The sequence below is a fragment of the Syntrophothermus sp. genome (assembly GCF_013314835.1).
In the GTDB taxonomy this organism is placed as follows: Bacteria; Bacillota; Syntrophomonadia; order Syntrophomonadales; family Syntrophothermaceae; genus Syntrophothermus; species Syntrophothermus lipocalidus.
This window is the reverse complement of the sequence record NZ_JABUEX010000020.1, coordinates 42649-49963: the sequence shown is the minus strand read 5'-3', so window position 1 is coordinate 49963 and position 7315 is coordinate 42649. Positions and strand designations below refer to the sequence as shown.

The 7315-nt window shown below is 50.1% G+C and carries 9 protein-coding genes; 6 read left to right on the top strand and 3 right to left on the bottom strand.

Going from position 1 to position 7315, the window contains the following annotated elements; translation table 11 throughout:
• Together HPY90_RS07955 and HPY90_RS07950 are read left to right on the top strand one after the other, a co-directional pair.
• Positions 1-2603: Eco57I restriction-modification methylase domain-containing protein (locus tag HPY90_RS07955; RefSeq protein ID WP_287193304.1), on the top strand; the 2603-nt coding region annotated here is incomplete at its 5' end.
• A 517-nt stretch (positions 2604-3120) separates the two neighbouring features.
• Positions 3121-3951: a hypothetical protein gene (locus HPY90_RS07950; RefSeq protein ID WP_287193301.1), complete on the top strand. Its 831-nt coding sequence runs from the start codon at positions 3121-3123 to the stop codon at positions 3949-3951.
• Between the two features lie 366 nt (positions 3952-4317).
• On the opposite strand, the gene HPY90_RS07945 is transcribed toward HPY90_RS07950, so the two are convergent.
• The 3 genes from HPY90_RS07945 to HPY90_RS07935 form a co-directional block, all read right to left on the bottom strand.
• Positions 4318-5166 (bottom strand): recombinase family protein, encoded by an 849-nt coding sequence (locus HPY90_RS07945; RefSeq protein ID WP_287193299.1) that lies wholly within the window; start codon positions 5164-5166, stop codon positions 4318-4320.
• Between the two features lie 78 nt (positions 5167-5244).
• Entirely contained in the window at positions 5245-5862 is a 618-nt protein-coding gene (locus HPY90_RS07940) for a hypothetical protein (protein ID WP_287193298.1), read from the bottom strand.
• A 15-nt stretch (positions 5863-5877) separates the two neighbouring features.
• Positions 5878-6078, bottom strand: a complete 201-nt coding sequence (locus tag HPY90_RS07935; protein WP_287193296.1) for a hypothetical protein — start codon at positions 6076-6078, stop codon at positions 5878-5880.
• Positions 6079-6205: 127 nt separating this feature from the next.
• Between HPY90_RS07935 and HPY90_RS07930 the strand changes: the two genes are divergently transcribed.
• Genes HPY90_RS07930 through HPY90_RS07915 form a run of 4 tightly spaced genes read left to right on the top strand, consistent with a single transcriptional unit; the run spans position 6206 to position 7267 of the window.
• The gene (locus HPY90_RS07930) at positions 6206-6493 is read left to right on the top strand and encodes a helix-turn-helix domain-containing protein (RefSeq protein ID WP_287193295.1); all 288 of its coding nucleotides are present in this window, start codon (positions 6206-6208) and stop codon (positions 6491-6493) included.
• Entirely contained in the window at positions 6490-6765 is a 276-nt protein-coding gene (locus HPY90_RS07925) for a type II toxin-antitoxin system RelE family toxin (RefSeq protein ID WP_287193293.1), read from the top strand. The genes HPY90_RS07930 and HPY90_RS07925 overlap by 4 nt, the downstream gene beginning before the upstream one ends.
• A gap of 26 nt (positions 6766-6791) precedes the next feature.
• Positions 6792-7001: a hypothetical protein gene (locus tag HPY90_RS07920; protein WP_287193291.1), complete on the top strand. Its 210-nt coding sequence runs from the start codon at positions 6792-6794 to the stop codon at positions 6999-7001.
• On the top strand, positions 7001-7267 hold the full coding sequence (locus tag HPY90_RS07915; RefSeq protein WP_287193289.1) for a type II toxin-antitoxin system RelE family toxin: 267 nt from the start codon (positions 7001-7003) through the stop codon (positions 7265-7267). Before HPY90_RS07920 ends, HPY90_RS07915 begins: the two co-directional genes overlap by 1 nt.
• The last annotated feature ends 48 nt before the right edge of the window (positions 7268-7315 follow it).

The window sequence follows — 7315 nt, the reverse complement described above, 5'->3', positions numbered from 1 at the left end:
TAACGAACCGCCTATACCTTGAGTATAAGGAAATGCGTCTGTGCCTCTTGGAGTACCTGCGTTCAGTCAATCCAGGTGTGAGTATATCGTTGCTCATTAGCAAGGCACAGAAGATTCTGGACCGTATCCTCTTCATCTGCTTTTGTGAAGACTGTCAACTGCTCCCGGCGCAGACGCTAGAGCGACATTCCAAAGCGGTCCCACCAGGATTCTCCAAGTGGGAGGTTCTCCAGGGACTTTTCCGTGCCATCGACAAAGGATATCCACCAGACAGCATCCCAGGCTATAATGGTGGCCTCTTCGCTCCTGACCCTAACCTAGATAGCCTTAAATTGCCCGATGAAGCCTGCGACCTCTTAACACAGTTAACTCGCTACAATTTTGATTCTGAAGTTAGCGTAACCGTCCTCGGGCACATATTTGAGCAATCGATAAGTGACTTGGAAGCAATGCACGCCGCGGCACATGGCGAAGAGGTAGAAAGTACTTCCCGCCGCAAGCGGGAGGGGGTTTATTACACTCCGCCATACATCACGCAGTTCATCGTCCAGGAAACCTTAGGCAAGTATCTCGAGGAGCAGTTTCGGCGCATTGTAGACAAGCATCAGCCAGACCAGAAACGGAGTAAGAAAAAGAAGAGAATTACTTGGCAAAGGGTTTATGACGAGTACCGGGAGCTTTTACTCCGAACGCGTGTACTTGACCCCGCTTGCGGTTCAGGAGCCTTCTTGGTCGCTGCTTTTGACCTGTTATGGACTGAATATGACCGGGTAAACAGAGCCTTGGCCGAGCTGCGCTCTGGTATGGCCGAACAGGCAGCGTTCTGGGACCTGAACAAGACTATACTTAACAACAACCTCTATGGCGTGGACTTAAACGAGGAGTCTGTGGAGATAACCAAGCTGTCCCTATGGATTAAGACAGCAAAAAGGGGCAAGCCTCTTACCGACTTGGACCATAACATCCAATGTGGTAACTCCTTGGTGGACGACCCCAACGTTCATCCCCGAGCCTTTGATTGGCAGGCACGATTCCCTGAGGCGTTCCAGGATGGCGGCTTTGACGTGATCATCGGCAACCCGCCGTACATTAAGTTGCAGAACTTCCTACAGTTCCATCCTCGGGAAGCTCGTTGGCTCATTGAGCACTATCGGACTTGTCAGACAGGTAACTTTGATATGTATCTTCCCTTCATTGAGAGGTCACTCAACCTTCTGAGAGCTGGGGGAAGAATGGGATTCATCGCCCCGAGTGTCTGGATGAAGAACGACTATGGGGAGGGGTTACGTGGCCTTTTAGCGGAACTAAGGTACATGGACCGACTCGTTGATTTCAAGAGCTATCAAGTATTCAAGGATACTACCACGTACACGGCGCTTCAGTTTTTCACTCGCCAGCCGGTAAACGAGGTAGCCTATGCGGAGGCACCTGACGGCGACCTAATGTCTCTCCAATGGGCCGGTAATTCGTATAGAGACCTTAATGAGCGCCCTTGGGTTCTTCTTCCAGCCGACGAGCAAGATATTATGCGCCACTTAAGTGAATCCGGTGAGCCACTATCTGAAGTGGCTTACCGAATATTCGTGGGCGTTCAAACGAGTGCAGACAAGGTATATCACCTCGAAAGGATTGACCACGACCGGTTCTTTTCACGGGCGCGCAAGGCGGAGGTTGAGATAGAGGAAGAGATAATGCGCCCCCTCGTGTCCGGTGAGCATGTGAAACGATACGTTGAGCCGGTCACCAGAACGTATATTCTATTCCCATATGATGTGACTGAGGGGGAGGATGGCAACTGGCATGTACGATTGTGGACCCAGGATGAGATGGAGAACAGGTTCCCCCATGCTTGGGCCTACCTCCGCAAAGTCGAGAAGATACTTCGTGAGCGTGAGCATGGGATTATGGATAGAGATGATGGCTGGTGGGCCTTTGGCCGAATCCAAAATCTGGACAAGCAACATTTTCCAAAGTTGATTATCCCCCGTTTGCTGTTACACCTGGAGGCATCGATGGACCTAACCGGGAAGTTCTGCCTCGATAACGTCGACGTGGGAGGTGTCTTCGTCAAGCCAGGGTGGAACCCGTGGTATGTCTTAGCTGTCATTAACTCCCCGGTTGGCGACTTTTTCTGGAGGAGGCGGTCAAAACCGTTTCGTGGAGGCTATCGTTCGGCGAACAGGCAGTTCATTGCACCTCTACCTATCCCTAGAGCCACTACAACACAGCAAAACGAGGTAGGAGCGTTAGCGGAACATCTGTACGAACTATACACCAAACGGCGGGCCATACAGGATACAGTTCTCCACCGCATATGTACCGACTTCGGGCCTGGGAGGTCCTCCCGTAGGCTAGAGCAGTGGTACGAACTTGAATTCGCTGACCTGCACAAAGAGATTAAAGCGAAGTTCAAGCATACCATTCCCGTTGTCGAGCGAGACGAATGGGAGGAATACATTCGGACCCCAAAGGAACGGTTAGCCGAGATAGGAGAGAGTATTGGTAAGCTAGAGAGCGAGATAAATCAGAAGGTGTTCTCCCTGTATCGGCTGTCTGACAAAGATATAACAATAGTCCTAAAGGATGAGAGGATAACCTCTTGAGCCCTTAAAAGGCTTCTAGGAATATGCTCGGAAACCCTATCGAAGGGGCTACATCCCACAATATATTTGGGACAATTCCTAAGGATGGCTACAACATATGAAGGCTGTGAGGGTTTTCGAGCAATCTCCTAGGAGGCTGTTTAACCCCCCTCGTTTTTTCCAAAGTGTCCTATTTGTAGTGGCTAGAAAGCTTGGAGCACAAACATGTCATAGCTATTCGTGAAGGCAATAAACCACAACCCCTGAACACAAGGGTGACAATTATTGGTTAATTTTCAGGTTAAGCAGCTCTGCAAGCCTCTATCTCCAGGCTGATTTCCCCCGGAGGCGTGGGCTGTATATCTGAGGATTGAAGAAGAAGTGAATATTGAAATGGGGAGATTAAGAGAGGGTGCCCGATCCCGCTAAGATAGACACCCTCTAGCAGGGACAAAAGCCCCAAATCAAACCCTTGCCCTGCCGATTTTATTATAGCCCAAAAGGGGTAACTGCTACAACAAAAAAAGGGGGCGTTCTTATGGCTAAGTGGGAGAGATACATAGTCTACCCGTTGCTATTTGTGGCGCTGTTTTTGGGAGTGGCTCGTGAAACGCGGGTACTACAGGCAGCGGAAAGCATCGTTGATGAGATACGGGCCAGGCGCGTGGTAGTGGTTGATGAAGCCGGGCGGGAACAGCTGGTGCTTCGCGGTGCCGCACGGGAGGGGGGGGATGGCGGGCGGATTGAGATGTTCAATAAAGAAGGCAAAAAACAAATTGAACTAGGTGCGTCGACAATAGCGGGCGGCTGGATCAATTTGTTCAACCCAGAAGGCAAGGGTGGGATGCATTTAGGGGTGGTGTTGGGCGGGAATATCGGCCTGTACAACCCAGAAGGCGCGGGGGTATGGTTGTGGGCTGATAAAGAAGGCGGATCCGTGAGGATATACAATCCCCAGGGAATTCCAGCAGTGACAATCAATCAAGATTCCTTCGTGCCTCAGCGCGATTATTGGACAGCTCTTGAATTAACTGCTCGTCTTAATACAGGGGGATGGGCTTTAACGCAAAAGTTGATTCAGACGTCATTCATCGTTGTACTGTCTACTGCAGATGGACTTAAGTTAGAGGCGTGGGTTAATACAACATGTCAGCCCACTTGGAATTTTTATCTTGGGCAGGGTAGATTCTCGGTATCAGATAGAGAGGTTAGGGTGGCATATGAGGAAGCAGGTAACTATGTGTTTGAGAAATACATTCAGCCAGCGTTCCCTCAAGTATCTAAGAATGAGGTTAAGATAACGTTCTTCATTCAAAGTTGTGAGGTAGGCACTTGGCGTAACGGGGTTATGAAACTCAAAGGTGAATAAACTGGGAACTAACTGGTGCTGTAGATTCAACATGGAGAGCCTTGAGCGCCATGCCCGGACTTTTTTGTTATTGGTGCGGGTGCCATCTGTCACTAGGCTAGTCTAGGCGTTGGTTCTAGTAGTAACCTTATTATGGCCCGTGGTAGGGCAAGAGTTGGGTAAACGTTAGGAGGAAAGGGGCCTCCAGGAGCACGCAGGAGGCCCGCAGGCGCGAGTTTTAGGACAGGCTAAGGTGATTCTACCTATCCTGGGTGTAGAGGCCCATGGCAGGGAGTTTTGCGAGTTTCGCGAGGCTATAAAAAGCTAAGGGAGCGGCCATGTGAAGACGACTGCTCCTCTGCTATTTGCCCTGCCCTCTTCGGCAGGTTATCCCGCTTTTGGGATGATGGCCTCCTGTTTGCCCTTCGTAAGGACGTAATTCTCTCCATCCCATCGGAAGTAGTATTCGACGTAGCCCTGATATTTGGGATTATCGAGGATATACCGAACTGTACCCGGGTACCAGAGGCCTCCCCGTTTCGTGGGGACGCCTTCGGCGTTGAGTGTGTCTGCTATCTCCTGGAGCTTGCGGCCCTGCTTACGCAGCGTGTAGATGCGGCGGACTGTTTCCGCTTCTTCGGCTACAACCTGGAGGCCTCCGTCCTTATCCCTGGCATACCCTAACGGTGCGGGGCCCCCGGCGAACCCTCCCCTTTGAGCCTTTTCCTTCTTGCCGGCAAGGGTGCGCTGAGTGATGGTAACTCTCTCCTGGGCGGCCATGCCGGCGAGGACGGCGAATATCGTTTGCCCCATGGGCGTGGCCGTATCTATGGGTTCGGTGACGGAACGCAATGTTATGTTGTATTGGTCCTGCAGGGCGTTAACCGTGGTAACTGCGTATGCGAGGTTGCGGGCGAGTCTATCGAACTTCCACACAAGGAGGACTGAGAAGGCCTTTTTCTCCGCAAGCTGGAGCACCTTGAGGAAACCCGGCCTATCCTCTGGCTTTGTGGCACCTGAAATGCCGGCGTCTTTGATGACGTCTACTAATTCGTATCCCTGGGATTCAGCGAAGGCGCGAATGGCTTTCTCCTGAGCCTCCATGCCGTAACCTGTGGAGGCCTGTTCGTCGGTTGAGACGCGGACGTAGCCGACTGCTTTTCGAGCGACTATTTGCTTTTCCTCCGCCTGTTGCTTAGTTTGACTTTGAAGTCTTGCCACTCTCTTGCTTGCCATGCCGGGGGCCCCCTTCTTCTTTTTAAATTCTCGTTAATAATCGCAAAGGGGCGTAGCGTTTCGCTTGGTGGTCCATTTTTAGATCCACCCATATGTATATTTCGAGTAATTGTATTCGTCTATTAACTTGAGAAGTGTTTTTTCCGATCGACTAGTGTAATCCTTAACTTCATTTGCTATGTCTTTTATAATCTCGCAAAACTTAACATATCTTTCCGCAGGATTCTCGTTATAGTAACACCCATAAGCTTGCGCTATTTTATTATCCCAAAGAGGAAAAAACTTAGGAGCCAAGAGATGTAAAGCTTTAGCCACTGCTACAGGGCTCCTCCTCCCCTGCGCTTTACCTGAATCGATTTGCAAAGCTTTAAGTAAATCATCAAATAAATGCTTTATATCATCATTATCGGAACTTGATAACGTGAAAATGTCTCTATCTCTGAAGTTTTCAATTCGGGAGAGATTATCGGTTAAACATTTTTCAAGTTTATCAAAATCGAAAAGCCCATACCGATAAAATGCCTGATTCCACGTCAACAACAATACACCTAATCCATCTGCCATATCCGAAGGTTTACCCCAAAAATGGGATACAAGAAAAGTTGCCACTTTGTACATAGCATCACGCTTCTCATGGTTTTTAAATTCCTCGCAGCCTTTACGAAATTCCTGACGATCTGGAATGTTGATAGGCATTATTTATACCTCCGTTTATTGCCGATTTAATTCTAAACTGCTGGCCCGGCCAACTTCGAGATCCGGCTGATCAAATGCGTTGAGACCATAACCCTGGGCGGCCTGTTCGTCGGTGCTGACCCGAATGTAGCCGACTGCTTTTCGAGCGACTATTTGCTTTTCCTCCGCCTGTTGCTTAGTTTGCCTTTGAAGTCTTGCCACTCTCTTGCTTGCCATAGGGAGGACCCCCTTCTTCTTTATAAATTCTTAGCAGAATTTATAATAACCCATCCCGAGGGAGTTGTCAAGCATCTATTGAATAATAGCGGAAAGTAGTGTATAGTATCGGTAGGAGGTGTTTACTATGAATGAGGGGCTGATTTTAACACCTGAAGAAGCTGCCAGCTATCTGAGGGTAGACTTACGCACTGTATATAAGATTCTGAGGGAAGGCCAACTCCCTGCCGGCAAAGTGGGGCGTCAATGGCGTATTCGCAAGGAGGACCTGGACCGCTTCCTTACCCCCCATATGCCGGTCGCAGAGGAGGAACTCTCTCCTGAAGACCTGGCGGCTATACAGCGAGGGCTTGAAGACATAAAAGCTGGCCGCGTCGAACGGTGGGAAGACCTAAGCAAGGAGCTGGGGCAGTGAGCACCTGGGATGTTATTGTCTCACATGAAGCCGCGAAGACTCTACGCCGGCTGGACAGCCGTCAACGGAAGCGATTGCAAAAGGAGATTTATGGCCTGGCTGAAAGCCCATATCCTGCCCCAGGCCGCGACATAATCCCCGTAAAGGGGGTCCCGGACCTCTTGAGGCTGAGGGTGGGGGATTGGCGAATCTTCTACACCATAAACGATACGGAGAATACCGTTTATGTTGCGGCTATACGGCCTCGTGGTGGCGCCTATCGGAGGCTGTGACCCTTCAACAAGAGGAGGCCTAAACTATGAGCATTCGTGAAGAACTGTTAAAGGCAATTGAGGCCATGAGCGAGGAGGACCTAAGGGCTGTTCTGGACTATGTGCGGCTGCTACAAGAACCCGAAGAAGTGGAACCCACGGAGGAGGAACGCGAGGCCATTGCCAGGGGTAGAGAGGAATATGCCCGTGGGGAATACATGAAGTGGCGTGGTCTTAAGCGGAGCTGTGATATCTGATGCATTCCTATGATGTGATACTAACCAAGGGTGCACAAAAGATTTACAAGAGGCTGACGGCGAAGCTGCGGCATGGCATTGACCAGTGCATTGTATACCTGGAGGTTAACCCGACCTGGGGACCGAATGTAAAGAAACTTGCAGGTGAGCCTGGTTGCTACAGATATCAGGTAGGCGGCTGGCGTATCCTCTATGAAGTAGATGAAACGACCCGAGAAGTAAGGATATATGATATAAGGCCCCGGGGCGATGTTTACAAGCATTGAGTAAGGATCGCGCTGTGGGTATTCGCGAGGAGCTTATATATGAGGGAG

Bases quoted from the DNA above. Each gene is read 5' to 3' on its own strand.
- HPY90_RS07950 (WP_287193301.1), top strand. From the start codon at position 3,121: ATGGCTAAGTGGGAGAGATACATAGTCTACCCGTTGCTATTTGTGGCG.
- HPY90_RS07945 (WP_287193299.1), bottom strand. From the start codon at position 5,166: ATGGCAAGCAAGAGAGTGGCAAGACTTCAAAGTCAAACTAAGCAACAG.
- HPY90_RS07940 (WP_287193298.1), bottom strand. From the start codon at position 5,862: ATGCCTATCAACATTCCAGATCGTCAGGAATTTCGTAAAGGCTGCGAG.
- HPY90_RS07935 (WP_287193296.1), bottom strand. From the start codon at position 6,078: ATGGCAAGCAAGAGAGTGGCAAGACTTCAAAGGCAAACTAAGCAACAG.
- HPY90_RS07930 (WP_287193295.1), top strand. From the start codon at position 6,206: ATGAATGAGGGGCTGATTTTAACACCTGAAGAAGCTGCCAGCTATCTG.
- HPY90_RS07920 (WP_287193291.1), top strand. From the start codon at position 6,792: ATGAGCATTCGTGAAGAACTGTTAAAGGCAATTGAGGCCATGAGCGAG.
- HPY90_RS07915 (WP_287193289.1), top strand. From the start codon at position 7,001: ATGCATTCCTATGATGTGATACTAACCAAGGGTGCACAAAAGATTTAC.